Source organism: Acidovorax sp. (assembly GCF_046314175.1).
GTDB lineage: Bacteria > Pseudomonadota > Gammaproteobacteria > Burkholderiales > Burkholderiaceae_C > Acidovorax.
Genome location: NZ_JBKBXG010000002.1, coordinates 45,239 through 69,666 on the forward strand (window position 1 = coordinate 45,239; position 24,428 = coordinate 69,666).

General features: G+C 65.2%; 24 protein-coding genes. 10 read left to right on the forward strand and 14 right to left on the reverse strand.

The annotated features are described in order from the left end of the window. Window positions 1–473: 473 nt before the first annotated feature. From ACK4OE_RS00960 to ubiM, 3 genes are all read left to right on the forward strand, one after another. Entirely contained in the window at window positions 474–2,051 is a 1,578-nt protein-coding gene (locus tag ACK4OE_RS00960) for a BCCT family transporter (RefSeq protein ID WP_409882414.1), read from the forward strand. Window positions 2,052–2,280: 229 nt separating this feature from the next. Further along, window positions 2,281–2,715 (forward strand): hypothetical protein, encoded by a 435-nt coding sequence (locus ACK4OE_RS00965; protein ID WP_409882415.1) that lies wholly within the window; start codon window positions 2,281–2,283, stop codon window positions 2,713–2,715. A gap of 197 nt (window positions 2,716–2,912) precedes the next feature. Then, window positions 2,913–4,193 carry a 5-demethoxyubiquinol-8 5-hydroxylase UbiM gene (gene ubiM / locus ACK4OE_RS00970; RefSeq protein WP_409882417.1) on the forward strand — a complete coding sequence of 427 codons (1,281 nt, stop codon included), beginning with the start codon at window positions 2,913–2,915 and terminating at the stop codon, window positions 4,191–4,193. A 179-nt stretch (window positions 4,194–4,372) separates the two neighbouring features. Here ubiM and ACK4OE_RS00975 read toward each other — a convergent pair whose 3' ends face one another. Together ACK4OE_RS00975 and ACK4OE_RS00980 are read right to left on the reverse strand one after the other, a co-directional pair. After that, complete coding sequence (locus ACK4OE_RS00975; RefSeq protein ID WP_409882418.1) at window positions 4,373–5,305, reverse strand: class I SAM-dependent methyltransferase; 933 nt, start codon at window positions 5,303–5,305, stop codon at window positions 4,373–4,375. 180 nt (window positions 5,306–5,485) lie between these two features. After that, the gene (locus ACK4OE_RS00980; protein WP_409882420.1) at window positions 5,486–6,244 is read right to left on the reverse strand and encodes a zf-TFIIB domain-containing protein; all 759 of its coding nucleotides are present in this window, start codon (window positions 6,242–6,244) and stop codon (window positions 5,486–5,488) included. A gap of 141 nt (window positions 6,245–6,385) precedes the next feature. Here ACK4OE_RS00980 and ACK4OE_RS00985 point away from each other — a divergent pair, with 141 nt between their 5' ends. The 4 genes from ACK4OE_RS00985 to ACK4OE_RS01000 all read left to right on the forward strand — a co-directional run bounded on the left by ACK4OE_RS00985 (window position 6,386) and on the right by ACK4OE_RS01000 (window position 11,234). Further along, a complete protein-coding gene (locus ACK4OE_RS00985; protein ID WP_409882421.1) occupies window positions 6,386–7,675 on the forward strand; it encodes a solute carrier family 23 protein in 1,290 nt (429 codons plus the stop codon). 142 nt (window positions 7,676–7,817) lie between these two features. Beyond that, window positions 7,818–9,359 (forward strand): acetyl-CoA hydrolase/transferase family protein, encoded by a 1,542-nt coding sequence (locus ACK4OE_RS00990; protein WP_409882422.1) that lies wholly within the window; start codon window positions 7,818–7,820, stop codon window positions 9,357–9,359. A 186-nt stretch (window positions 9,360–9,545) separates the two neighbouring features. Further along, complete coding sequence (locus ACK4OE_RS00995; protein WP_409882423.1) at window positions 9,546–10,697, forward strand: ABC transporter substrate-binding protein; 1,152 nt, start codon at window positions 9,546–9,548, stop codon at window positions 10,695–10,697. Window positions 10,698–10,811: 114 nt separating this feature from the next. Then, complete coding sequence (locus ACK4OE_RS01000) at window positions 10,812–11,234, forward strand: hotdog fold thioesterase (RefSeq protein WP_409882424.1); 423 nt, start codon at window positions 10,812–10,814, stop codon at window positions 11,232–11,234. Between the two features lie 129 nt (window positions 11,235–11,363). Here the strand turns inward: ACK4OE_RS01000 and ACK4OE_RS01005 are convergent, their stop codons facing one another. After that, window positions 11,364–11,933, reverse strand: coding sequence for a cob(I)yrinic acid a,c-diamide adenosyltransferase (locus ACK4OE_RS01005; protein WP_409882426.1), 570 nt, complete (start codon window positions 11,931–11,933; stop codon window positions 11,364–11,366). 237 nt (window positions 11,934–12,170) lie between these two features. Then, the gene (locus ACK4OE_RS01010) at window positions 12,171–12,611 is read right to left on the reverse strand and encodes a hypothetical protein (RefSeq protein ID WP_409882428.1); all 441 of its coding nucleotides are present in this window, start codon (window positions 12,609–12,611) and stop codon (window positions 12,171–12,173) included. 375 nt (window positions 12,612–12,986) lie between these two features. On the opposite strand from ACK4OE_RS01010, the gene ACK4OE_RS01015 reads away from it, so the two are divergent. Beyond that, the gene (locus tag ACK4OE_RS01015; RefSeq protein ID WP_409882429.1) at window positions 12,987–13,352 is read left to right on the forward strand and encodes an EF-hand domain-containing protein; all 366 of its coding nucleotides are present in this window, start codon (window positions 12,987–12,989) and stop codon (window positions 13,350–13,352) included. Window positions 13,353–13,530: 178 nt separating this feature from the next. Here ACK4OE_RS01015 and ACK4OE_RS01020 read toward each other — a convergent pair whose 3' ends face one another. The 8 genes from ACK4OE_RS01020 to ACK4OE_RS01055 form a co-directional block, all read right to left on the reverse strand. Next, the gene (locus tag ACK4OE_RS01020) at window positions 13,531–14,331 is read right to left on the reverse strand and encodes an amino acid ABC transporter ATP-binding protein (protein ID WP_409882431.1); all 801 of its coding nucleotides are present in this window, start codon (window positions 14,329–14,331) and stop codon (window positions 13,531–13,533) included. Further along, the gene (locus tag ACK4OE_RS01025; protein ID WP_409882432.1) at window positions 14,315–14,968 is read right to left on the reverse strand and encodes an amino acid ABC transporter permease; all 654 of its coding nucleotides are present in this window, start codon (window positions 14,966–14,968) and stop codon (window positions 14,315–14,317) included. The genes ACK4OE_RS01020 and ACK4OE_RS01025 overlap by 17 nt, the downstream gene beginning before the upstream one ends. Window positions 14,969–14,974: 6 nt before the next feature. Next, window positions 14,975–15,649 carry an amino acid ABC transporter permease gene (locus ACK4OE_RS01030; protein ID WP_409882435.1) on the reverse strand — a complete coding sequence of 225 codons (675 nt, stop codon included), beginning with the start codon at window positions 15,647–15,649 and terminating at the stop codon, window positions 14,975–14,977. Window positions 15,650–15,717: 68 nt separating this feature from the next. Further along, window positions 15,718–16,545 (reverse strand): transporter substrate-binding domain-containing protein, encoded by an 828-nt coding sequence (locus ACK4OE_RS01035; protein WP_409882436.1) that lies wholly within the window; start codon window positions 16,543–16,545, stop codon window positions 15,718–15,720. After that, a complete protein-coding gene (locus tag ACK4OE_RS01040) occupies window positions 16,542–17,399 on the reverse strand; it encodes a GntR family transcriptional regulator (RefSeq protein ID WP_409882437.1) in 858 nt (285 codons plus the stop codon). Before ACK4OE_RS01040 ends, ACK4OE_RS01035 begins: the two co-directional genes overlap by 4 nt. Before the next feature lie 111 nt (window positions 17,400–17,510). Continuing rightward, a complete protein-coding gene (locus ACK4OE_RS01045) occupies window positions 17,511–19,022 on the reverse strand; it encodes a carboxylesterase/lipase family protein (protein ID WP_409882438.1) in 1,512 nt (503 codons plus the stop codon). Further along, window positions 19,019–20,014 carry a Bug family tripartite tricarboxylate transporter substrate binding protein gene (locus tag ACK4OE_RS01050; RefSeq protein WP_409882440.1) on the reverse strand — a complete coding sequence of 332 codons (996 nt, stop codon included), beginning with the start codon at window positions 20,012–20,014 and terminating at the stop codon, window positions 19,019–19,021. The genes ACK4OE_RS01045 and ACK4OE_RS01050 overlap by 4 nt, the downstream gene beginning before the upstream one ends. 121 nt (window positions 20,015–20,135) lie before the next feature. Further along, window positions 20,136–20,840 carry a TetR/AcrR family transcriptional regulator gene (locus tag ACK4OE_RS01055; protein WP_409882442.1) on the reverse strand — a complete coding sequence of 235 codons (705 nt, stop codon included), beginning with the start codon at window positions 20,838–20,840 and terminating at the stop codon, window positions 20,136–20,138. Between the two features lie 361 nt (window positions 20,841–21,201). Here ACK4OE_RS01055 and ACK4OE_RS01060 point away from each other — a divergent pair, with 361 nt between their 5' ends. Together ACK4OE_RS01060 and ACK4OE_RS01065 are read left to right on the forward strand one after the other, a co-directional pair. Then, window positions 21,202–22,626, forward strand: coding sequence for an FAD-binding oxidoreductase (locus ACK4OE_RS01060; protein WP_409882444.1), 1,425 nt, complete (start codon window positions 21,202–21,204; stop codon window positions 22,624–22,626). 140 nt (window positions 22,627–22,766) lie between these two features. Next, a complete protein-coding gene (locus ACK4OE_RS01065; protein WP_409882445.1) occupies window positions 22,767–23,516 on the forward strand; it encodes a metallophosphoesterase family protein in 750 nt (249 codons plus the stop codon). A 26-nt stretch (window positions 23,517–23,542) separates the two neighbouring features. Here the strand turns inward: ACK4OE_RS01065 and ACK4OE_RS01070 are convergent, their stop codons facing one another. Both ACK4OE_RS01070 and ACK4OE_RS01075 read right to left on the reverse strand, forming a co-directional pair. Further along, window positions 23,543–23,890 carry an antibiotic biosynthesis monooxygenase family protein gene (locus ACK4OE_RS01070; RefSeq protein WP_409882446.1) on the reverse strand — a complete coding sequence of 116 codons (348 nt, stop codon included), beginning with the start codon at window positions 23,888–23,890 and terminating at the stop codon, window positions 23,543–23,545. Further along, window positions 23,887–24,246, reverse strand: a complete 360-nt coding sequence (locus tag ACK4OE_RS01075; protein ID WP_409882448.1) for an NIPSNAP family protein — start codon at window positions 24,244–24,246, stop codon at window positions 23,887–23,889. Before ACK4OE_RS01075 ends, ACK4OE_RS01070 begins: the two co-directional genes overlap by 4 nt. Between the last annotated feature and the right edge of the window lie 182 nt (window positions 24,247–24,428).

Genomic DNA, 24,428 nt, shown 5'->3' on the forward strand with positions numbered 1-24,428 from the left:
GCAGCGCAAGCATCCCTGCGTTTGACTGCGGTATTGCAGACAGTTTGGCGGGCCCGTTACATACACTTGCTTCCTTTCTCCCTCTGCGCACGGCTGTATGCGTGCCCGCGGGGTGCCAACAAGGCGCTGTGCAGATGGGATGTCTACAAACCTGTTCAATGCCTTGCCGCGCCACCGAGCGCGCATCGGCTTCGGGCCATGCCCCTTTCGGGATGCCTGCTTTGCGACGCTGCCACGCCAGCGCACGCGTGGCAGCTTGCAGTGCGCGGCCCAACTCCCTGTGATGTGCAGGCGGGACGCTGCGGTACCACCACCCCTGGCGCTACCCAGCCCCCGCTTTTGCCGCCTTTTCGCCTTGGCTGAAAAGGCGCGATGGCTTGTGTTCCTCCGCCTTTTGGTGCCTCATGGGCACCCAAGAGCGCAGTGAATACGGCCTGTGCATCCCTTTTTTGATCGTCCAGAAAGGTGATCCCATGGAACTTCTCATCTCGGCGGGGCTGATCCTCGCCATCGTGCTCTGGGGCGTGGTTGCGCCCGATTCGCTGGGCTCCGTGTTCGACACGGCGCTGGCTGCCATCACGCGCAACTTTGGCTGGTTCTACCTATGGGTGGTGCTGGGGCTGGTGGTGATGGCGATCATCCTGGCGTTCAGCCGCTATGGCGACCTGAAGCTGGGCCAGGAGGACGACGAACCTGAGTTCTCCATCGGCGCGTGGTTTGCCATGCTGTTTGCGGCGGGCATGGGCATTGGCCTGGTGTTCTGGGGTGTGGCCGAACCCATCTCGCACTATGGCGCCCCGCCGCCGGGCATTGCCGCCAACACGCCCGAGGCGGCCAACGCGGCCATGCGCTACAGCTTTTTCCATTGGGGGCTGCACCCTTGGGCGGTGTACAGCATCGTGGCCCTGTCGATTGCGTTCTTCCAGTTCCGCAAGGGCGGCTCGGCGCTGGTCAGCACGGCGGTGATGGCCCTGCCCTGGGCGCCGCTGCAGCGCATTGGCCCGCTGGTCAACATCCTGGCGGTGATCGCCACCGCGTTTGGCGTGGCCGCGTCGCTGGGCATGGGCGCGCTGCAGATCAACAGCGGGCTGCACACCGCCTTCGGCCTGCCCGTGGGGCCTGCGTCGCAGGTGGGCATCATCGTGGTGACCACGGTGCTGTTTCTGGCGTCGGCGGTGACGGGCGTGACGCGTGGCATCAAGTGGCTGTCCAGCATCAATCTGGTGGTGGCGTCGCTCTTGGCGCTGGCGGTGTTTGTGCTGGGGCCCACGGTGGCCATCATCGACACCTTTACCAACACGCTGGGCAGCTACCTCACCGAGTTTGTGCGCATGAGCCTGCGCATGACGCCCTTTCGCGACAGCGGCTGGGTGGGCGGCTGGACGGTGTTTTACTGGGCCTGGTGGGTGAGCTGGTCGCCGTTTGTGGGCCTGTTCATCGCGCGCGTTTCGCGTGGGCGCACCATTCGTGAATTCATTCTGGGCACGGTGCTTGCGCCCACACTGGCGGCGTTTGTGTGGTTCTCGGTGTTTGGCGGCACTGCGCTGCACATGGAGATCATGCAGGGCATCCCGCTGGCCGAAGCCGTCGAGGCCGACGTGTCGACCGCGCTGTTTGCCATGTTCAACGCCCTGCCCTGGGGCGCCGTGATGTCGTTTGTGGCCACGCTGCTGGTGCTGGTGTTCTTTGTCACGTCGGGCGACTCGGCAACGCTGGTGCTGGGCATGATGAGCACCGGCGGGCAAGAGAACCCGTCGGCGCGCGTCAAGATCGTCTGGGGCGTGCTGGTGTCCGGCATTGCCATCAGCCTGCTGCTGGCGGGCGGCGTGAAGGCGGTGCAGACCGCCACCATCGTGTTTGCGCTGCCGTTCACCGTTGTCATCCTGCTGATGGCGCTGGCCCTGTGGCGCGGCGTAAAGGCCGACTGGGAAGCGGATGACCGCCGGGACCGCGCACTGCGGCGGCGCATGCGCGAGATGGTGGGGAGCCCGGCTGGGGATGCGCCCGCCCCCGGCGCTGCACCATTCGCCCCCGCGAAACGGGTGCCGTGAAGGTGCCGAGCGGCGCACTGACGGCGTTTTAGGTGTTTTTGGCCTCCAGCGCTTTATCCATAAGCGCTAGCAGCTATTAAATAAATAGCAATCACCACGAATCAGGGCAGCGTCATCAAGCCCTGCCCGGGCTGCCTGCCGCAGGGTCTATCATCCGCAGCCACACCCGCCGCGCTGCGCTGTGGCGCGCGGTTCCTTTTCTATACCTTCTGCGACGTCAGACCTCCCCATGCACATGCTCATCTCCGCCTGGCCCGCACTGGTCTGGCTGTTGCCCGCGCTGGCGCTGGTGTCGGCCCTGTACTTTCTGGCCAAGGGCGACCGCCGGGCACTGGGCCATCTGCTGGCGTTGCTGGCGTGTTTTGTGGTGGGCGCGCTGCTGATGGAGTTCTTCATCTTCATGGCCGCACGCGTGGCGCGTTCGGGCAGTGCGCAGGCCAACCCGGTGCTGGGCAGGGGAACGCTGCAGTTGCTCAAGACCCTGGCCAACCCACGCTCCCTGACCGCGGCGCCTGGTTCGTTGGCATGGGTGGCGGCGTACAGCGTGCTGCTGTCGTACCTGTGGCTGGTGGTGACGTGGGGGCTGCATTTGCGCGGCAAGACGAAACCGGCCCCCGCACGCAAGAAGGCGGGCAAAGCCCCGCGCAAAACAGCCAGGGCCTGAGAACCTGAGCCAGCCCCTCGGTGGTTCGGCGGCCAAATTTCAAGTGTTTTTGGCCTCTAACGCTTATCCATAAAGCGCCAATAGCTATATAATTTATAGCATCACACGCTTAGCGTGGCAGGTTGATGCAGGGCAAAGCCCGCCAGAACCCACCCACCCACAATGGCACGCACCCCTTTCTTTGCGTTGTTCTTGCCATGACCCTTCACAGCGACGTTCTCATCGTCGGCGCCGGCCCGGCGGGCCTGTCGTTGGCCATCTCCCTCGCGCAGGCGGGCTTCAGCGCCACGGTGGTGGAGCAGCAGCCCGAAAGCGCCCTGGCACAGCCCGCGCCGGACGGCCGCGAGATTGCGCTGACCCACCCCAGCCGCACCACCCTGCAGCGGCTTGGCACCTGGTCGCACCTGGCCGACCATGAGGTGGGCACGATCCACCAGGCCCAAGTGCACGACGGCCCGCTGGGCCGCCACAGCGCGCTGCAGTTGAGTGCGTCACTGAGCACGCCGGGCAACCCGCGCGGCGGCGCTGCAACAGACCCGCTGGGCTTCATCGTGCCCAACCACGCACTGCGCCGCAGCGCCTACGCGGTGGCAGCACGCACACCGGGCGTGCGCATCATCACCAGCGCCCAGGTCACCCGCGTGGCCACGCTGGGCGCGCACGCCGAGCTGGACTACATGGCGGCCGATGACAGCGCCGCCCCACCCGAGCGCCTGCACGCCCCGTTGCTGGTGGCCGCCGACAGCCGTTTTTCAGCCACGCGCCGCCAGCTGGGCATGGGCGCGCAGATGACCGACTTTGGCCGCACCGTCATCGTGTGCCGAATGCAGCACACGCTGCACCACGGCGGCGTGGCCCATGAATGTTTTGGCTACGAACGCACGCTGGCCGTGTTGCCCCTGCCTGATGACCCCCAAGACGGGCAACCGTTGTGCTCGGTGGTGGTCACGGCGGCTGCAGCCGACGCCGCTGCGCTGATGGCCCTAAGCCCCGCAGCCTTTGCGGCGCAGGTGCAGGCGCAGTTCAACGCGCGGCTGGGGCCCATGCAGCTGGTGGGCGAGCGCCACGCCTACCCGCTGGTCGCCGTGTATGCCCAGCGCTTTACGGGCCCGCGCTGCGCGCTGCTGGGCGACGCAGCCGTGGGCATGCACCCGGTGACGGCCCATGGCTACAACCTGGGCCTGGCGGGTGTAGAGCGGCTGATGGCTGCGCTGGTGGCCGCCCGCCAGCGCGGGCAAGACATTGGCAGTGCCGACGCGCTGGCCCCGTATGCAAGCGGCCACCACCGGCACGCCTGGCCCATCTACCAGGGCACCAACGCCATCGTGCAGCTGTACACCGACCCGCGCCCGGTGCCCCGCCTGCTTCGGCAGTGGGTGCTGCAGGGCGCGCGGCGCCTGCCGCCGTTGCAGGCAGCCATCGTGGGGCAGCTGACAGGCCAGCCGCCACGGTGGATGCGCGCGCTGGTGCCCAGGTAGCAGCACGTCATTCGCAACGGGAGCGGCACAAGCCAGCGCCACCGTGGAACTGGCTTTGCCAGGCCACCGGTGGCGTCCCCCTCAGGGGCTGAGATGCCGCGGCTCCAAGCCTGCCTGCGCAGGCTTGGACGGCATCGAAGAGTTGCCGCCTCCGGCGGTGACACCGAGCGGGTCGTGGCTCAGGGGGAGCCATGCTCCACACCCAGCGTCGCCATGCCGTACAACGGCGCGCCCAGCCAGGGGCGCCACAGCATGTCCAGCGCAATACCCGTCCAGCCGTAGCACTCCGACACGCTCTGCTCGCGCAGCAGTGCAAGGCGCGGGTGCACCTGCTCCAGCTCGGCCATGCGGCCTACGCCCCAGTGAAACTCTGCGCCCGTGGGCCCCACGCTGGCGTGGGTGGCCGCCCGACCCACGGCCTGGCGCGTGAGTACATCCAGCACCATGCGCGAACCCGGCGGCGCGCTCTGCGCAAACTCGGCCAGCACGGCGTGCACCTGCTCGGGCTGCAGGTACATCAGCACGCCCTCGCAGATCAACAGCACGGGTTGCGCATCGGTTTTCTTGGGCAGCCCCAGCCGCTTCCACCAGCCGGGCTGGGCCAGGTCCACCCGGGCATGCCGCGCACGCGGGCAGTGCAGCGGCAGCAGCTGCTCGCGCAGCGCCATCACCTCGGGCAGGTCGGCGTCCAGCCACTGGTTGGCGCCGGTGTCGAGCCACTGGAAGTGGTGGGTGAGCCCGCATCCCAGGTTGACGCCCAGTGCCTGCGGATGCTCTGCAAAAAACGCCTGCCCCACCTGCTTGATCGCCCGCGTGCGCCACAGCACGTTGAGCACGGTGGGCAGGTCGTCCAGATACGCATGGATGTCTGCCCCCAGCGCGGCCAGCAGCTGGGTGGCCACGGCGTCGTGACAGGCCAGCCACGCAAAGTACCGCCCGCCATGCGCGCGGGCCGCCAGGGGGATGAGCAAGGTGCTGGGCACGGCGTGGAGCTGGGCGCGCTCCAGAAGGCAGGGTTGGTCGGTGTCGCAGTCACCGTGTTGCGCGGAGGTGGCCTGTGCGGGGTGCGGGTGCGCGGAGCGGCGTCGGCTGGGGGGCGGCGGCTGGGGCATGGGGCTCTCCTCGGGTGGCGAGGAGGCGCCACGGTGGGTGGGATGCGGGAGGCCCAGGGCACAGGCCTTCCCCATTGTGGACGCATCGCCCGGCGCGTGGGCAATGTCCGCGCACTGCAATCATGTATCGGGCGGCCCGCGCTGCGGTTCGCTGCTGGGGGAGCGGCAGCGGGAGAAGACTCAGTGGCTTCTGGTCTTGATCAACGCCCAGACCATCTCCACCCCCGCAGCCAACAGGTCGCCGGTGAATCCGTCATCTGCAGCGTCGGCGGTGCTGGTGAACGCTTTTTTCTGCCGCTCTCGCTCCGCCCGGGTGCGGTCGCGTTCCAGGGCCACCAGGGCATCACCAATGTCGACCTGCGGAGACGACGGTGTGCCGACAGGCACCCGGGCGCTGGCCTGCGCGTAGCCCTCCAGGGCGTGCACCACGGCCTGCGGGTCGATGAGCGAAAACGCGGCGCGGCAGTAGGGGCAGGCGTGGTCCTTGCGGATGTCCACCGGGGCGCCGCAGCTGGTGCAGTAGATGGCGCCCACACGTTTGGCCAGGTCGTCGATCTCGGGGCGCGTCATGTGGCGCACAAAGCCCTTTTCGACCATGAAGGACGAGAACGTGCTGAAGCGGCCATGCTGGCGCCCACAGCGGTAAATCATGTAGCGGCCGCTGCGCACCACGTCAAAACCTTTGGCCAGCGTTGTGTTGCAGCGCGGGCAGGCCATGGGGTCTGCCAGGGGCTGGTGCTGGTCGGTGCGGTGTACGTGCAGCAGGCGGAACAGCTCCACCACCGATGTGGGCGAGAGCTTGAGGTTTTCGTGCCGGTCAAACCACAGGCCCTGGCAGGCAAAGCAGATGTCCAGCTCCAGCGGGTCGCCCTGGTTGCTGGTGAACCGGTGGGCCTGCATGGGCTGGCGGCAGGAAGGGCAGGACGGCAGATGTTGCATGGCGGGGGTGCCCTAGCGAGTGATGGCCCAAATGCTAACCCGGCTCCCGGCGGGCGGCCGCCTGGCGAAGGACACACAGGTTCACGGCAACGCCGTGCCTATCCACTAGCATTCGCGCCTCAACCACAAGGAATAAACAACATGGGATTCATGAACTGGCGCGTGAAAAGCGCTGATGTGTTGCAACAAGGCGGGGTCATCGCACCAGACGAGCGGCTGCCCTGGCCGCAGACGGCGGTGATGGGTGTGCAGCACGTGATTGCGATGTTTGGCGCCACGGTGCTGGCGCCCATCCTGATGGGCTTTGACCCGAACGTGGCCATCTTGATGAGCGGCATTGGCACGCTGATCTTCTTCCTGGTCACGGGCGGCAAGGTGCCCAGCTACCTGGGGTCGAGCTTTGCGTTCATTGGCGTGGTGATTGCGGCCACGGGCTATGCGGGCCAGGGGCCCAACACCAACATGGGCGTTGCGCTGGGCGGCATCATCGCCTGCGGCCTGCTGTACACGCTGATCGGCGCGCTGGTGCAGGCGGTTGGCACGGGCTGGATCGAGCGCTTCATGCCGCCCGTGGTCACGGGCTCGGTGGTGGCGGTGATCGGTCTGAACCTGGCGGGCATCCCCATCAAGAACATGGCGGCCAGCAACTTTGACAGCTGGATGCAGGTGGTGACCTTTGTGAGCGTGGGCCTGGTGGCCGTGCTCACGCGCGGCATGGTGCAGCGCCTGCTGATCCTGGTGGGCCTGATTGCCGCCAGCATCATCTACGCGGTGCTGACCAATGGCATGGGCCTGGGCAAGCCGATGGATCTTTCTGCGCTGGCCAATGCCGCCTGGTTCGGCATGCCCAACTTTGCAGCGCCCGTATTCAGCGGCAACGCCATGCTGCTGATTGCCCCGGTGGCCATCATCCTGGTGGCCGAGAACCTGGGCCACATCAAGGCCGTGACGGCCATGACCGGCCAGAACCTGGACCGCTACATGGGCCGCGCGTTCATCGGCGACGGCATTGCCACCATGGTCAGTGGCAGCGCAGGAGGCACCGGCGTGACCACCTATGCCGAGAACATCGGCGTGATGGCGGCCACCAAGATCTACTCCACCGCCGTGTTCTTGCTGGCGGGCGTGTTTGCCCTGGTGCTGGGCTTTTCCCCCAAGTTCGGTGCGCTAATCCAGACGATTCCGCTGCCGGTGATGGGCGGCGTGTCCATTGTGGTGTTTGGCCTGATCGCGGTGGCGGGGGCCAAGATCTGGGTGGACAACAAGGTGGATTTTTCGCAGAACAAGAACCTCATCGTGGCGGCCATCACCCTCATCCTGGGCACGGGCGACTTCACGCTCAAGTTCGGCCAGTTTGCGCTGGGCGGCATCGGCACGGCCACGTTCGGGGCGATCCTGCTGTACGCGCTGCTCAACCGCAAAGCGGCGTAACCTGCGTACGTGAGCGGACAGACTGGATGTTTAAGGGTTAACCCTTAATTTGTAAGAAACACAGGCTAGCATCCTGGGTCTTGTCCACAGGGCCATCCGCTCACCGGGCGGGTGGCCTTTTTTCTTTTTGCGGAGTTTGTTCATGTCCCTGGCCGATCGGGTTCTGTACCCCGAATTTCTCTCCCGCACCATGTCCGCCGATGAGGCGGCGGCGTTGATCCCAGCGGGCGCGCATGTAGGCATGAGCGGCTTTACCGGCGCGGGCTACCCCAAGGCGGTGCCGGGCGCGCTGGCGCGCCGCATCGAGAGCCTGAACGCGCAGGGCAGGGGCTTCAAGATTGGCCTGTGGACGGGCGCATCCACCGCGCCCGAGCTGGACGGCGCGCTGGCCCAGGTGGACGGCATCGAGATGCGCCTGCCCTACCAGTCCGACCCCACGGTGCGCCGCCAGATCAATGCGGGGCAGATGCAGTATGTGGACATCCACCTGTCGCATGTGGCGCAGTTTGTGTGGTTTGGCTTTCTGGGCAAGCTGGATGTGGCCGTGGTGGAGGTGGCGGGCGTGCTGCCCGACGGGCGGCTGATTCCCTCATCATCAGTGGGCAACAACAAAACCTGGCTGGACCAGGCCGACAAGATCATCTTGGAGGTGAATGCTTGGCACAACCCGGCTCTGGAGGGCATGCACGACATTTACTACGGCACCGATGTGCCGCCGCACCGCAAGCCGATACCGATGACGCACCCGCACGAGCGCATTGGCGAGCCGTACCTGCGCTGCGACCCGGCGAAGGTGATTGCAGTGGTGGTGACCAACCAGCCCGACGGCAACAGCGTCTATGCCGCGCCCGACGACACGTCCAACCGCATCGCAGGCCACATCATTGAGTTCTTGCAGCACGAAGTGAAACGGGGCCGCCTGCCCAAGGACCTGCTGCCACTGCAGTCGGGCGTGGGCAACATTGCCAACGCAGTGCTGGCGGGGCTGAACAACGGCCCGTTCAACAACCTCACCGCCTACACAGAGGTGCTGCAGGACGGCATGCTGGACATGCTGCGATCGGGCACGCTGGCGAGCGCATCGGCCACGGCGCTGTCGCTGAGCCCTGCGGCCATGCAGGACTTCAACGAACGCATCGACTATTACAAACAGCGCATCGTGCTGCGCCCACAGGAGATCAGCAACCACCCCGAGCTGATCCGCCGCATGGGCCTGATTGCGATGAACGGGATGATCGAGGCCGACATCTACGGCAACGTGAACAGCACGCACATCATGGGCTCCGCCATCATGAACGGCATTGGCGGCTCGGGCGACTTTGCGCGCAATGCGTACCTGTCGATCTTCATGACGCCCTCGCTGGCCAAGAACGGCAGCATCTCGTGTATCGTGCCCATGGCATCGCACGTGGACCACACCGAGCACGACGTGCAGATCATCGTCACCGAGCAGGGCCTGGCCGACCTGCGCGGGCACTCGCCCACGCAGCGCGCCGAGATCATCATCGACCAGTGCGCGCACCCTGACTTTCGCCCTGCACTGCACGACTACGTGTCCCGGGCGCGCAAGACGGCGGTGGGCCAGCACACGCCGCACATCCTGGGCGAGGCGCTGTCGTGGCACCAGCGGTATGTGGAGACGGGCAGCATGCGCCTGCCTGCGCAACCCGCACCAACGGCATAGAGGGCTGCCGGTCAATGCCGGTCAAGGGGCGACTACTTCGCCCGTCTTGGGGCGGCGCTCATTGACAGCCAATTGCCAGCCTCGCCAGATAAAATCAGGGTTTACCCTAGGTCCATCGACCTCCCACCGTCCAACCCACCAGCCCCCATCCAGGGCTGGTTCATTTTTGTCAGCGAGCTTTTCACCATGCAACGTCGCCAGTTCACCCAATCCCTTGTTGCCGCCAGCACCGGCCTGCTGTGGGCCACGCCTTCGCGCGCTGTGGGCGTACAGGACCCGATGGACGCCAAGGTGGTCTCCATTGGCTGCTCGCTGGGCGTGACCGGCGCGCTGGCCAGTCTGGGCAAAGAACTCAAGCAGGGCCTGGATGCAGGTTTTGCGCAGGCCAACGAGCGCGGCATACATGGCCGCCAGGTCAAGCTGCTGGCGCTGGACGACGGCTATGACGCCGCCCGCTCTGAAGACAACGTGCGCAAGCTGATCGCCGATGCCAACGTGGTGTCGCTGATCTCGTGCATGGGCACGGCCAACAACCAGCGCATCCTGCCGCTGGTGGACGAGGCACAGATCCCCTACGTGGCCCCCCAAAGCGGCGCCACATCATTGCGCAAGGCCGAATACCGCTCGGTGTTCCACGTGCGCGCCAGCTACACCGATGAAGCCCAGCGCCTCACGCAGAAACTGGTGTCCATGGGCATGACCGACCTGGCCATCGTGTACCAGGACACGGCCTTTGGCCGCGAGTTTCTGGCCGATGTGAACAAGGCCATGGCCGCCGCCAAGCAATCCGCGCCCAAGGCTTTCAAGCTCGATGCACAGGGCACGCAGGTGGCAGATGCGGTGGGCAAGGCTGTGGCGGCCAAGGCAGCCGCTGTGCTTCTCGGCACCGCAGGTGACGTGACCGCCACGCTGGTCAACGAGTTCAAGAAGGTCTCGCCCAGCACCCCACTGGCTGCCACCAGCGTGGCCCTGTCGGGCGACAACCTGCGTCAGCTGGGGGGCAAGGCGTCAGGCATTGCACTGTCGATGGTGCTGCCCGATGCCGCACGCACCAGCGTGGGTGTGGTGCGCGACTACCAGAAAGCCATGCGCGCGCTGGGCTATCAGGAATTCTCGGCCCGTAGCTTTGAAGGCTATGTGAACGCCCGCGTACTGACCGAAGGCCTTGAGCGCGCCGGACGCGAGCTGACCCGAGCCAAGCTGCGCACCGCGCTGGCCGGTATCCGCAGCAGTGACCTGGGCGGTTTGTCCATTGACTATGCCGGCGGCGCGCCGTATGTGGGCTCGCGTTTTCTGGACCTGGGGGTGATGGGCGCCAACGGGAAGTTTGTAGGCTGAGGCCGCCGGACGGGCCCGCTCGCTTGCTCACGCAGCGGGCGTGCTCCCTTGCGAGGTGGGCATGGGCACAATCAGTGGCTTGCACCGACTTGAACTTGCCCTCCCCTACACACCATGCCCATCTGGAAAAAACCCATCGATCTGGCCCTGCTGAAGGCCGCCAACCGCAACACCGCCGTAGAGCACCTTGGCATTGAGTTTGTCGAGGTGGGCGACGATTTTCTGCGCGCGCGGGTGCCGGTGGACCACCGCACCATCCAGCCTTTTGGCCTGCTGCACGGCGGGGTCAGCGTGGTGCTGGCCGAGTCACTGGGCTCCACCGGCGCCTACTACACACTGCCCGAGGGCTACCGCGCGGTGGGTCTGGACATCAACGCCAATCACCTGCGCTCTGCGACCAGCGGCTGGGTGACCGGGACGGCGAAGCCCGTGCACATTGGCCGCACCACGCACGTGTGGCACATCGATATGCACAACGAAGCGGGTGAGCTGACCTGCGTGTCGCGGCTGACCATGGCGATCCTGGCACCCCGGTAGCGTTCATCCCCCTGGGGCGCGGCGGCCCTTGCGCGGCGGTTCTGGCCTGGGGCGCGCCAGTTTCTGAAATTGACCGGAATTTGAGAGAAATTAGCCTCCAGCGCTTGATGCGTAAGCGCTGGCAGCTATCTATTCAGTAGCATTCTGCTGCGCCATGCGCTCGCTTTTCCAGTACACGTCATCACCGCCGTCCATGCGGTTCAGCACGCGGGCGAGCACGAACATCAGATCTGACAGGCGGTTGAGGTACTGGCGCGGGGCGTCGTTAATGGCCTCTTCATTGCCCAGCGCCACCACGATGCGCTCGGCCCTGCGGGCCACGGTGCGGCACACATGGGCTTGCGATGCGGCGCGGGTGCCTGCAGGCAAGATGAATTCCTGAAGCCGGGGCAGCGCGGCGTTGTGGTGCGCCAAGGCCTCGTCGAGCTGCAGCACGGCCTCGGCCTTGAGCAATTCGTAGCCCGGTATCGACAGCTCGCCCCCCAGGTTGAACAGCTGGTGCTGCACCTCTACCAGCAGCGTGCGCACCTCGTCGGGCATGGGTTCACACAACAACAGGCCGATGTGCGAGTTGAGTTCGTCCACATCGCCCATGGCGTGGATGCGCAGGCTGTTTTTGGACACGCGCTGGTTGTTGCCCAGGCCGGTGGTGCCAGCGTCGCCTGTGCGCGTGGCGATTTGTGTGAGTCGGTTGCCCATAGGGTGCCTTGGTAGGGTGAAGCGCAGAGGGGGGTTTGCCGTCTGCGACAAACGGATCGGGTGATTCTCCGTCACCTCGGAGCGGTACGACCATGCGGGTGTCTTTCACCCTGCAACCTTTATGAAAACACAGGCTGCCGAAATACGCTCCATCCAAGCCCAGACCCTCAAACGCCCCTGCAATAAAGTGCAGAGGCGTTTTTGACCTGTCCGTCAAAGACGGGCTACACAGCACTATCAGTGCGTCATCGGTGTACGGTTCAACTTATCGATGTCGGCTGTGGAAACACCGGCATTGGCGGGCTTCATGTTCTTCCAGGCATCTGCGTGGTAAGAATCCCATTCCTGACGAGACACCATGCCATCACCATTGCTGTCCATCAGCCGAGCATCGACCCGGGACTGCGCCTTCGCAGCAGCCTTGCCGCCGACTGCAGTGGGATTGATCTCTGCCACAGGGGCAGCTCGGCCGTCACCTGCGACGGGGTTGGCGGGTGCTTTGTTGCTCTGGCTGGTGCGCATGTCTACCTTGTTCTGCGCATTGGCAGCCGCGGGGCCGCCAGACGCCGTGGGGTTCACTTCTGCCGGTGGTCGTGTGTTGACGCTTGCAGGGGCTTGGGCCAAGGCGACGGTGCATGCCAGAGTTGCCAGGGCAGCGAAGACGGTTTGCTTTTGCATGGAAGGCTCCTTCAAAAAAACGAGATCAAGCGAAATGCTTGAACTCATTGTTTTGGCTTTCGTGTCCATGGCTTGTAGGACGCGCGCGGGCCTGGCGGTCATCCGGTGCACGGGGCTGCCATCCGGACTAAGAGCCTGAGAGTCATTTATCCATGCCCGCCTTGCACGCCAAACCCCTTGTGCTAAGCCAAGGGCCATGCCGGAAGCTTGAAACGCCTGGCGACATCGCCACCACGCAACGACATAAATCAGGCCTTGAGGGTTACACCGCGCAGGCAAATGTAGGCGAGGGAAACAGCAGGCAAGAGTGCTGGCCTCGGCGGCCATGCTGCGGTGCAATGCAAGCCTGTTCAACTTCGAAGGAGCCTAGCTTCCATGAAAGCACAGCAACGACGCACCCTGTTCGACACGCGCAGCGTGATGCTTTTCGCAGCCATCTCTTTGGGTGGCGCTGGCGCACTGCAGGCACAGGGTCAGACCTCCTCACCTTCCCCGCAATTTGGCCCGTCTGAAAAGACTGCACCGCAGACGGGCTCTAAGTTCTCTTCCGGCCCAGGACCAAGTTCTTCGAATGTGGCCTCTGCCGCTGCGTTTGACCGCGCAGACGCCAACAAGGATGGCCAATTGAGCGCCAAGGAGGCCGCCAAACTCCCTGCCATTGGCCAGCGCTTCAAGGAACTGGACACCGACCAGAACGGCACGCTGTCCCGCGATGAGTTTGAGAAGGGCGCTAACTCCTGATCCACCACTGACACCCCGGCACCTTGGCACTTGCCTTGCCAAGGTGCTACCCGCTTTCGTTTTGAGGGCCTTCGGGCCCGGAAGCCTGCCCGCGCTGTAACTCCAGGGCGTGGGCGGGCTTTTCTACGGGTGCGACTGCGTGTGCAGCTGCGTAGGCGGGCTTGCGCCACCCGCCATGTCAATCGTGAAGCGACGACAAAAACTGCTGCAGCTCCGGCGTCTGGGGGTTGCCGAACAACTCCGCAGGCGTGCCCTGTTCATGCACGCGGCCCTGGTGCATGAAGATCACGCGGTCGCTCACCTTGCGGGCAAACGCCATCTCGTGCGTGACCATCATCAGCGTCATGCCTTCCAGCGCCAGCGACTCCACCACGCGCAGCACCTCGCCCACCAGTTCCGGGTCCAGCGCGGACGTGATCTCGTCGCACAGCAGCACCTGCGGTTCCATGGCCAGCGCCCGCGCTATGGCCACACGCTGCTGTTGGCCGCCGGAGAGCTGGTCGGGCATGGCGTCAAACTTTTCGGCCAGGCCCACGCGCTCAAGAAGCTTGCGCGCCTGCGCTGCAGCGGTAGCGGCATCGCGGGCTTTGACCAACGTAGGCGCCAGCATGATGTTGCGGCCCACACTGAGGTGCGGAAACAGGTTGAAGCTCTGAAAGATCATGCCCACCTGCTGTCGCAGTTCGCGCATGGCGGTGGCGCTCTCGTGCAGCAGCTTCTTGCCGTTGACGCTGAGCGCACCTTCCTGAAAAACCTCCAGCCCGTTCACGCAGCGCAGCAGGGTGCTCTTGCCGGACCCGCTTTTTCCGATGATGGCAATCACCTCGCCCTTTTGCACCTTGAGATCAATGCCCTTGAGCACCTCGTTCGTGCCGTAGGACTTGCGCAGCGCCGTGATGTCGACGATAAGCCGGCCCGAGGGTGCTGCGTCGGTGGTAGCTGCGGGGGTGTTGATGCCGGTTTCAGTGGCGGTTGCCATGGAGTTTCCTTTCAAGCGACTGCGCCACCAGGCTCACCGGGAAGCACAAAACAAAGTACAGCAGGGCGACGCAGGCGTACACCAGGAATGGCTGGTAAGTGGCGTTGGAGATCATGCTGCCCGCCTTGGTCAGCTCCACAAAACCAATCACCGACGCCAGCGCGGTGCCCTTGATCACCTGCACCAAGAAACCCACCGTGGGCGGCACCCCGATGCGCAGCGCCTGGGGCAGCACCACGTGGCGCAACTGCTCGCCAAAACTCAGCGCCAGACTCTGCGCAGCCTCCCACTGGCCCTTGGGGATGGAGGCCACGCAGCCGCGCCAGATCTCAGTGAGGTAGGCGCTGGTGTAGAGCGTGAGCGCAAAGGCGGCGGCCGTCCACGGCGAGGTCTTGATGCCGAACAGCGCGATGCCAAAGTACGCCAGAAACAGCTGCATCAGCAGCGGCGTGCCTTGAAACACCTGCACATAGGCGCCCACGGCGCGGTCCATGCCCCGCAGTTTGGACAACCGCAGCACCAGCAGCAGCAGCCCCACCAGGCCGCCGCCGATGAAGGCGATGAGCGAGAGGCTGACCGTCCAGCGCGCTGCGAGCAGCAGGTTGCGCAGGATGTCCCAAAGTGAAAATTCAACCATGGTGATTTACCTTCCCACCAAGAAACGAGCACCCACCCACATGAGCAGGCGGCGGGTGAGCATCGACAGGGCCAGGTACACCAGCGTTGCAAGGATGAACGCCTCGAACGCGCGGAAGGTGTTGCTGGAGATCAGGTTGGCCGCGTAGCTCAGCTCAGGCGTAGAGATCTGCCCGCACACGGCCGAGCCCAGCATCACGATGATGATCTGGCTCACCATCGCGGGCCACACCTTTTGCAGTGCGGGCGGCAGCACCACGCGGCGAAAGGTCTGGCCCGGGGTCAGCGCAAGGCTCTCGGCGGCTTCGATCTGACCACGGGGCGTGGCCTCAATACCCGCGCGGATGATCTCGGCCGAATACGCACCCAGGTTGATCACCATGGCCAGCACCGACGCGAGTTCGGGCGACAGCTTGACTCCGAGCGCTGGCAGGCCGAAGAACAGAAAGAACAGCTGCACGATGAATGGCGTGTTGCGCACCAGTTCCACATAGCTGGCCACCAGCCAGCGCAGTGGCAGCGCACGCGGCCCCAGGTTGCGGGCACGCGCCCAGGCACACAGCGTGCCCAGCAGCAGGCCCAGCACCGTGCCTACCACGGTGAGCCCGATGGTCCACGCCACGCCGCGCACCAGCAGCGGCCAGGAGGACAGCACGGCAGAAAAATCAAGCGCAATCAGCATGGTGCGTTTGCCCCGCAGCGCTTGTCGCGCTGCGGGCCTGTTGGTTCAGCGGATGGAGACCTTTGTCATCACAACGGCAGGTCGCCCGCAGGGCGGCCCAGCCACTTGCTGGACATCTTGTCGATGTCGCCGGACTTCTTTGCCTCTGCAATGATTTCGTTCACCTTTTCACGCAGCTTGTCTTCACCCTTGGCCACACCAATGAAGTTGGGGCTATCTTTCAGCAGCAGCTTGTATTCGGTGGCCAGGTTCGGGTTCTTGACCATGATGGTGCCCGCCGTGGAGGCGCTGGTGGCAATGGCCTGCGTCTGGCCCGACACAAAGGCCGAGATACTGGCCGCGTGGTCTTCAAAGCGCTTCACATCCACACCGGCGGGAGCCACCTTGGCCAGCTCCTGGTCTTCCATGGCACCGCGTGTCACGGCCACCGACTTGCCGGTCAGGTCGGCAAAGCTCTTGATGGACAGGCTCTTGCTGGCAAACACCGCCTGGAAGAACGGTGCGTAGGCCGCGGTGAAGTCGATTACCTTCTCGCGCTCGGGGTTCTTGCCCAGCGTGGAAATGACGAGGTCGGCCTTCTGCGTTTGCAGGTACGGGATGCGGTTGGCGCTGGTGACGGGGATCAGCTCGACCTTCACGCCCAGCTTGGCGCCAATGTAGTTGGCCATCTCCACATCCAGGCCCTGGGGCTTGAGGTCGGTGCCGACAAAGCCGTAGGGTGGGTAGTCGGTGGGGATGGCGATCTTGATTTCTTTGGCCTTCATGATGTTGTCCAGCGCGTTCTGTGCGTGCGCAGTGGGCGCCATGAGGGCGGCCGACAAGCCAGCAGCGGCCAGCACGCCCAGTGTCATGCGGCGGGTGGAGGAAGTCGAGACAGAGGCGCGGAGAGGGGTCATAGCAAGGCTCCTAAGTAGGTGGATGTGTCGTCGGGTGACGCGGGCGGGGTGGAAACGGAATTGCGGGGCAAGCGTGGTGAGCGTGGCTTTGGCGGAGCCTTGGCGGCAGCCCCCGCCGCACTGCCCAGCGCAGCTTTGGATTTGCGCGGTGGCGGTTGAGCGGGTGTGTCAGCAGGCCCGGGGCTTTTGTGCACCGGCGCCAGCGCATCGCGCAACTCGGCCAGCGGGTCGCTGCTGGCCTGCAGGCGCAGGGCCGACTGCACCGTGCCGATGTGTTCTGACATGAGTACCTCGGCGCGCGCAATGTCGCCTGCCTCCAGCGCCTCAACAATGCGCACATGGTCGGCGCATGACTGCGCGGCGTCGTGCGACGACTGGTACAGCATCGCAATCAGCGTGGTGCGCGCCGTGAAGTCGCGCAGCGTGTCGGCCAGCAGCGTGTTGCCCAGGCACTCGGCCAGGCACACATGAAAGTCGCCGAGCAGAAAACTGCGAGCGCCGACATCACTGCCCGCAAGCGCTGCCTTTTCACGCTGCAAATGGTTTTTAAGCTGTCGCACCGCAGCCTTGTCCACCGTCTTGAGCTGGTGCAGCAGCCCCAGCTCAATCACGCGGCGCGCCTCAAAGGCCTCGCGCGCCTCGTCTTCCGAAGGTTCGATCACATACCAGCCGCGCCGTGCACTGACGGTGACGATGCCGCGCGTGGACAGCCGCGTGAGCGCCTCGCGCACGATGGTGCGGCTGCAGTCGAACAGCATGGCCAGCTGCTGCTCGCCCAGGCGGGAGCCGGGGGCGAGCTTTTGCGCCATCACGGCTTCGATGATGCGGTTGCTGATCTCGGTGGCGGTGGTCATTGCCTACTGAGATGCAGGTTCTGTGCCAACTGGTATACAAGTTGGATGCACCACAGTGGCGCATCAACTCGCCAAGGCACTTCTTCGAAGTACAGGCTGCTTCCGTCTGCGTCAGAGGATGCCCTGCCACACGCTGAATCGGGCTGATTCGCTATGGATTTCGCAGCGCGGCGATGCATCGAAGGTATGAACCCATTGCGCGAAGGCGCTGCGCTGCGCCCAACCGGGCGCCCCATGAAGCGCGAACTGCGCCCAGGCGTGGTGCATGGCCAGCGCCAGGCCCGTCGGCGGTGCGGTGCCCGTGAACTCCAGGCCCTGGGGCGTGTGAAGGTTGCCAAACACAAAAGGCAGTTCGACCGCGTGCGCGGCCCCCAGGCGCCCGTGCCACAGGGGGGAAGCCCAGCCAAACTCATATTGGTGCACGCCGCCTTGCGCCCACTGACTGGCCAGCGTGGCAATGCGCTGTGCTGGCACGCGGTAGTAGTAGTCAGACTGCAGTGCCGAGAGCTGCTCGCCCGGCGAGCGCCGTCCCGGCTGTAGCGCGGATTCGTAAACCCCGATCGCATCGGCCGACAAACCCACGTCCTGCGCAAAGTTCGAGACCTGTGCCTGGGTGATGCGGTCAATAGCGCCGCCAGGCACGTGGTACAGGTTCATTTCATCCTGATTGCTGCCCACCAGCACCTGCAGCGCGGGGGGCGCTGCTGACCACTGCTGGCGCATCGCTTGCAGGGGCGGCGCAGCCAGCACCTGCCCATCCACCACGGGCCGCAGCGGAAAGAAGTTGCGCCCTCCAATGCCATGCCGAACACGCAACGCAGGATCTGCTGCCAGCCGGTGGACGGCGTGAAGCACGGAACCCAGAGGGGCAGCAGCCAATGCAGCGCGGCTCGGCGCCACGCCGACCAACGCCGCCACGGCACAGCGCACAGTGGCGGCTTCGTCCAGCGTCTGGCAGGCCACGCTCGGGCTTTGCAGGATGACTCTTTGAAACAGGCCCTGCGAAGCTGGCATGCCCAGCAGGCATGCCAGCGCACCCGCACCCGCCGACTGCCCAAACACCGTGACCTGCGCAGGGTCGCCGCCCCAAGCATGGATGTGGTCCCGTACCCATTGCAGCGCAGCGATCTGGTCCAGCAAACCGCGGTTAGCGGGCGCATCCTCGTCTTCACCCTCAAAGTGCATGAACCCGTCCATGCCCAGCCGGTACTGCAGCGACACGAACACCAGCCCCTGCCGGGCGAACGAAGCGCCGTCGTACAGCGGCTCGCTGGCCGACCCGCGAAAGAAGCCGCCGCCATGCACCCACACCATCACCGGCAGTCCCGCGCCCGGCTCGGCAGGCGGCGCCCACACATTGACAGCCAGGCAGTCCTCGCCACCCAGCACGGGCGCATCCGCTTTCGCAGTGCGGGGCAGTTGCGGCGCCATGGGCGCGAAGGTGGTGTCATCGCGCAGGCCGGACCACGGCAACGCAGGCACTGGTGCCGCAAAGCGCAGCGCACCGCGTGGTGCCTGGGCATACGGCACGCCACGGAACACACGCACGCCTTGGTCCCACAGGCCCCGCAGCTGCCCGCCGTGGGGCAGCGTGACTTGGGGTGCCGCTGTGCCTACCGTCATTCCGTGGCCAGGCCCAGCTTGTCGATCAGCGGGCGCCACACGGCCGCATCGCGCGAGGCCCAGGTGCGCACATCGCCCGGCGCCGAGGAAGTGAGCGTGACGTTCATGGCCTCCAGCCGCGATTTGTATTGCGCGTCGCTCGTCCGGCATTTTTCGGTGACTGCGTTGAGCTTTTGCAGCAGCTCGGGCGGCGTGCCCGCCTTGGCCACCACCGCAATCCATGCGGGCCGCGCCAGGTCGCTGGCGGCGGGCAGGGCCTCGGCAATGGTGGGTACATCGGGCAGCAGCGCTGAGCGCTCCGCGCCAAACAGAGCCAGCGGCACCAGCTTACCCGCCTTGACCTGAGCGGCAGCCGTGCCGATGACCAGGGTCATCGCGTGGATCTGCTGGCCCATCAGCGCCGTGAGGCCAGCGCCCTCGCCCACAAAGGGCACATGGGTGCCGGGTACGCCCAGACGTTCAACCAATGCGGAAGTCAGCAGGTGCGCGGGGCTGCCCTTGCCCGGCGACCCAAAGTTGATGCCACCCGGCGTGGCGCGTGCAAGCTTTTGCAGATCCGACAGGCTGGCGATGCCCTGCCCCGCAGGCACGGCAAGCACCAGGGGCGATGTGCCCAGCACGGCCACGCCATCGAAGTCGCGCAGCGGGTCGTACGGCGGCTGCTTGTAGACATACGGCGTGATCGTCATCTGCGACATACCGATGCTCAACAAGCTGTAGCCGTCAGCAGGCTGACCCTTGAGGTAGTTGACCGCCAGGATGCCGTTGGCCCCGGGCTTGTTCTGCACCACTACCGCCTGGCCCAGCTCACGCGCGGCGCAGTCGGCCCACACACGGGTCATGGCGTCTGACCCGCTGCCGGGCGGCTGCTGGGCAATGAGCTGGATGGGCTTGGTGGGAAACGCGGCGGGCTGCGCAAGGGCCGCGCCTGCGAGCAACATCATGGTGCCCAGCAGCGGGGCGCGCGGCGCACGGGGGAAGGAACGGGTCATGCTGTTTTGTCTCCTGGTTGTTGTGGTGATGATGGAAAGTGAGCAGTACGGGCGCATGGCAATTGCCAACCGACGCAGGCCAATGGGCGACCGATCACAGGCGGGCAGGTCAGCGGGCTTTTTAGCGACGCCGCACGTGCCCCTTGGCGGGCGAGGTGCGGGTTGTTGCCGCTGCAGCTGTGGCGGCGGATTCGCAGCGGTTGGCGATCAGATCAGCCAAACACGCCAGCTGGGCTTGCTGAGCGGCGTCCGGTGCGCCGCCCCGCTGCGCCGGTGCAAATAGCTGCAGCATCCCCAGCCCGCGCAGCGACGACAGCACCAGGCCCAGCAGGCCATCGCGGTCGGCCTCGGTGGCCAGTTCAGGGAACGCCGTGAAGAACCCATCGCGCATGCGCGCCTGCACGCTCTGGCGCAAGTCGGCAATGTGGCCCAGCACCTCGGGCTGGTTGCGGCAGCCCAGGTAAATGTTCCACGCCACGATGAAGCGTGGCTGCGCGTAGACCAGGCTCCACACGGCCTGCACAAACCGGTTGGCCCGCTCGCGCGGCGCCAGCGTGGTGTCGGGCCAGAGTGCCCCCGACTGCATGCTGGACTCGATCAGCTCGCTGAGCACGTTCATCATCAGCACCGCCTTGGACTCAAAGTGGTGCTGCACTGCGCCCGAGGTCATGCCTGCAGACTTGGCCAGCTCATGGATGGACATTTCCTCCAGGCTGCGGTTCTGGATCACATCAATGGCCGTGGCGATGAGATGCTGGCGGGTGGCAGCGCTGCGCTCGGCATGCGTGCGGCCCACCCCCGCCTTGGGGGAAACACGGTGGTTCATGGTGTCTTCACAATATACATTTCAAACGTAATGTATTTAGGCAAGCAACCGTCCACAAGCCCGTGAATACCCGCAGCCCCAAGCCAGGCGCAGGCCCCGCACGACCTTGCGCGCTGCACCGGATACCGCCCGCATTGCACTGGCCCGCAGTGCGGAACCTAGGAGCCTGTCGGACTTGGAAGTCGTCGGCTGCAAATCGGCCGCAGCGGTCCATTTTTCACCGCCTTTTTGCCCCATAGCCGTGCTATGGGGCTGCAAATTCGGCAAAAACTGTCCTCGCTGGGGCCGATTTTCGCTTTCGACGCTCCAAGCCCGACAGGCTCCTAGAATGAACACCACCGCCGACACCCGGAGACACCCCATGAACGCCCCCACCGCCGCCGCTCACCTTCTGCCCGAAATCAACCTGCGCGATGTGCCTCAGGCCCTCATCGAAGCGCTGCAGGCCCGCTTTGGCGCGCAGTGTTCGTTGGCCCAGGCGGTGCGCGAGCAGCATGGCCGGGACGAGGGCTCGTTGCAGGCGCCACCCCCCTCGGCCGTGGTGTTTGCCCAGAACACGCAAGACGTCGCCGACGCCGTGAAGCTGGCCAGCCAGTACGACGTGCCTGTAATTCCCTATGGCGCGGGTTCATCGCTGGAAGGCCACCTGCTGGCCGTGCAAGGCGGCATCAGCATTGACGTGAGCCGCATGAACCAGGTGCTGATCGTGAACGCCGAAGACCTGACGGTGACCGTGCAGCCCGGCATCACGCGCAAGGCATTGAACGACGCTATCAAGGACACCGGCCTGTTCTTCCCCATCGACCCCGGCGCTGACGCCAGCATTGGCGGCATGGCCGCCACACGCGCAAGCGGCACCAATGCCGTGCGCTACGGCACCATGCGCGAAAACGTACTGGCACTGGAGGTGGTCACCGCCAGCGGCGAAGTTATCCACACCGGCACACGCGCCAAGAAGAGCAGCGCGGGCTACGACCTCACACGCCTGATGGTGGGCAGCGAGGGCACGCTGGGCGTCATGACCGAGATCACCGTGCGCCTGTACCCGCTGCCCGAGGCGGTGAGCGCCGCGATCTGCTCATTCCCCAGCATCGAGGCCGCTGTGCGCACCACCATCCAGACCATCCAGCTGGGTGTGCCCATCGCCCGCGTGGAGCTGATCGACCACCACACGGTGCGCATGGTCAACGCCCACAGCAAACTCACCCTGCGCGAAGAACCGATGCTGCTGATGGAGTTTCACGGCTCGCCATCCAGCGTGAAGGAGCAGGCCGAGACGGTGCAAGACATCGCCAACGAATTTGGCGGCAACGCCTTTGAATGGGCCAGCACGCCCGAAGAACGCACCCGCCTGTGGACCGCTCGGCACAACGCCTACTTTGCTGCCGTGCAAAGCCGCCCTGGCTGCCGCGCCATCAGCACCGACACCTGCGTGCCCATCAGCCGGCTGGCCGACTGCCTGCTCGACTCGGTGCAAGAGGCCGAGGACAGCGGCATCCCTTACTTCCTGGTCGGCCACGTGGGCGACGGCAACTTCCACTTCGGCTACCTGCTGGACCCCAATATCCCCGAAGAGCGTGTGACGGCCGAAGACCTGAACCACAAGCTCGTGGCGCGCGCACTGAGCATGGGCGGCACCTGCACGGGCGAGCACGGCATAGGCCTGCACAAGATGGGTTTTCTGCTCGACGAGACCGGAGCCGGCGCAGTGGACATGATGCGCGCCATCAAGCGAGCGCTGGACCCAAAGAACATCCTGAATCCGGGGAAGATTTTTGCGCTGTAACCTGCGGCACGCTGCAGGCAAGCGCTGATCAACAACTACCATTTTGATAGCTATTAGCGCTTATTGGATAAGCGCTAGAGGCTGTTTTCATTCATATTTTCGCTTGCGTGGCGGTGTGCCAGCCTGCTGAAGCCCCCACCATGCGCATCGCCCTCGTCTCCGACATCCACGGCAACCTCGCCGCGCTCGAAGCTGTAGCCGCCGACATCCGCCGCCGCGGCGCCGACCAGGTGGTCAACCTGGGTGACAACCTCTCCGGCCCGCTGCTGCCGCGCGAGACGGCGCAATGGCTGATGGCATCTGGCTGGCTGTCGCTGGCGGGCAACCACGAACGGCAGGTGCTGCAGCTACGACCCGGCCACGGCGGCCCTTCGGACGTGTATGCGCATTCACAGCTAGGCGAAGCTGAGTTCACCTGGATGCGTACGCTCGCTCACTCGTTATGGCTCGGCGACGATGTGCTGCTGTGCCACGGCTCACCACGCAGCGACCACGAATACCTGCTGGAAACGCTGGACGGCAATACGATGCGTGCAGCCACACCGGCCGAGATCGCAGAGCGCCTGGCCGGGCAAGCTGCGCCGCTCATCGCGTGTGGCCACACGCATGTGCCGCGCCATGTTCGGATGGATGCAGGCGACCAAGGCATGCTGTTGGTCAACCCCGGCAGCGTGGGTTTGCAAGCGTACAGCGACGACCACCCGGTGGTTCATCAGATTGAGAACGGGTCACCGGATGCGCGCTATGCCATCGTGGAGCGCACTGCGCAGGGATGGAAGGTGGAGTTCGTCAGCGTGCCGTACCCGCATGAATCCATGGCCCTGCTGGCAGCGCAGCGGGACCGCCCCGAGTGGGCGTTTGCGCTGCGCACGGGCTTCATGCCGGGCTGAGGCCAGTCGATCATTCGACCCATCACTCAGCCATCGTGCACGGCCCGCGAATCCGCAGGCACCTGTTCGCGGTCGTGCATCCCGTAGTCCCGCACCACCGCCGCCACGCGCAGGCGATAGTCGGCAAAGACATGGTCGCGTCCGGCCGCCTGCGTGCTGCGGTGTGCGTCCTGCTGGCGCCAGCGGGCCACGGCTTCTTCGTCGCGCCAGAAGGACAGGGACAACAGCTTGTCCGGTTCGCTCAGGCTTTTAAATCGCTCGATGGAGACAAACCCGTCCACCTGCTCCAGCAACGGGCGCAGTGCTGCGGCAGCGGCCAAGTAGGCCTCTTTCTGGCCGGGTGCGGGCATCACTTCGAAGATCACGGCCATCATGCGGTGGCTCCGGCATGCGACAGCGCGGTGGTGTGTGCGGGCAGGCCCAGGGTGCCTTCGACGCCCTGGGTGAAAGTGCGCTCCTCGCGCAGAATGAAGCGCTGCTCCTGCGCCCAGGCAAAGTTGGCGCGGCCTTCGGGGTCGGTGCGCAGACGAGCGCGGTAGGCCTCGTAGGCAGCCAGCGAATCAAATCCGATCAGCCCCCAGGCTTCGTAGTTGCTGCCTTCATGCGGCAAAAAGTAGCCCAGCAGATGGCCGCCGCAGCGGGGAATGATCTGCCCCCAGCGGCGTGCGTATTCGGCGAACGCGTCGCGCTGGAAGGGGTCGATTTCGTAGCGAATGAAACAGGTGATCATGGTGGGCTCGGAACGCGGTGTGTTGCAAAGGCCTTCACGATAGGCGCGCAAAACCCACGGATGGTTCGCTCTGCGCCGAACCATCGTCCGCGCTACGCACCATCACACCATCCACAACCTACCAGCCGCGTGCGCCGTCATGTCACACCACGATCAGAGGGCGCCTGCGCAGCGCCCCCAGA